The sequence below is a fragment of the Oleiphilus sp. HI0128 genome (assembly GCF_001635365.1).
In genome coordinates this window covers 1-347 of the sequence record NZ_LWGG01000564.1, presented here as the reverse complement: position 1 = coordinate 347, position 347 = coordinate 1, and the positions used below count along the sequence as shown (strand labels likewise).

The following is a 347-nucleotide window of genomic DNA, read 5'->3' as shown; positions in this document are numbered from 1 at the left end:
CGTAAAGCCGGACTTGTTGTTAGGAAAACCTATGCCTGTCATGGCGCTTAGAGCTTTCTATCAGTGGTATGAGAAGCAAGGTGAGCCGCTAGACTTTGAGCCAGCAGAGCAAGTTCAATGGCTGATTGACTCAAATGAACGCTTGAACGAGTACGAGGCTGTTGCTTTAGAGTCAGGGCTCAAGATGAAGGTTAACCTTGAGGTCGACGTGGGTTTGCATCGTGGTGGCTTTGCTGACATGAGTGAGTTTAGGTCTTGTCTAGAGCGTATTAAACAATCTGATTTATTGAGCCTTAGCGGACTAATGGGTTACGACTACCACGTTGCCAAGGCGCTTAATATTTTGG

1 protein-coding gene is annotated in these 347 nt (G+C 46.7%); it reads left to right on the top strand.

Going from position 1 to position 347, the window contains the following annotated elements; genetic code table 11:
• Positions 1 to 31 precede the first annotated feature (31 nt).
• Positions 32 to 347: alanine racemase (locus tag A3763_RS06655; RefSeq protein WP_197482818.1), on the top strand; the 316-nt coding region annotated here is incomplete at its 3' end.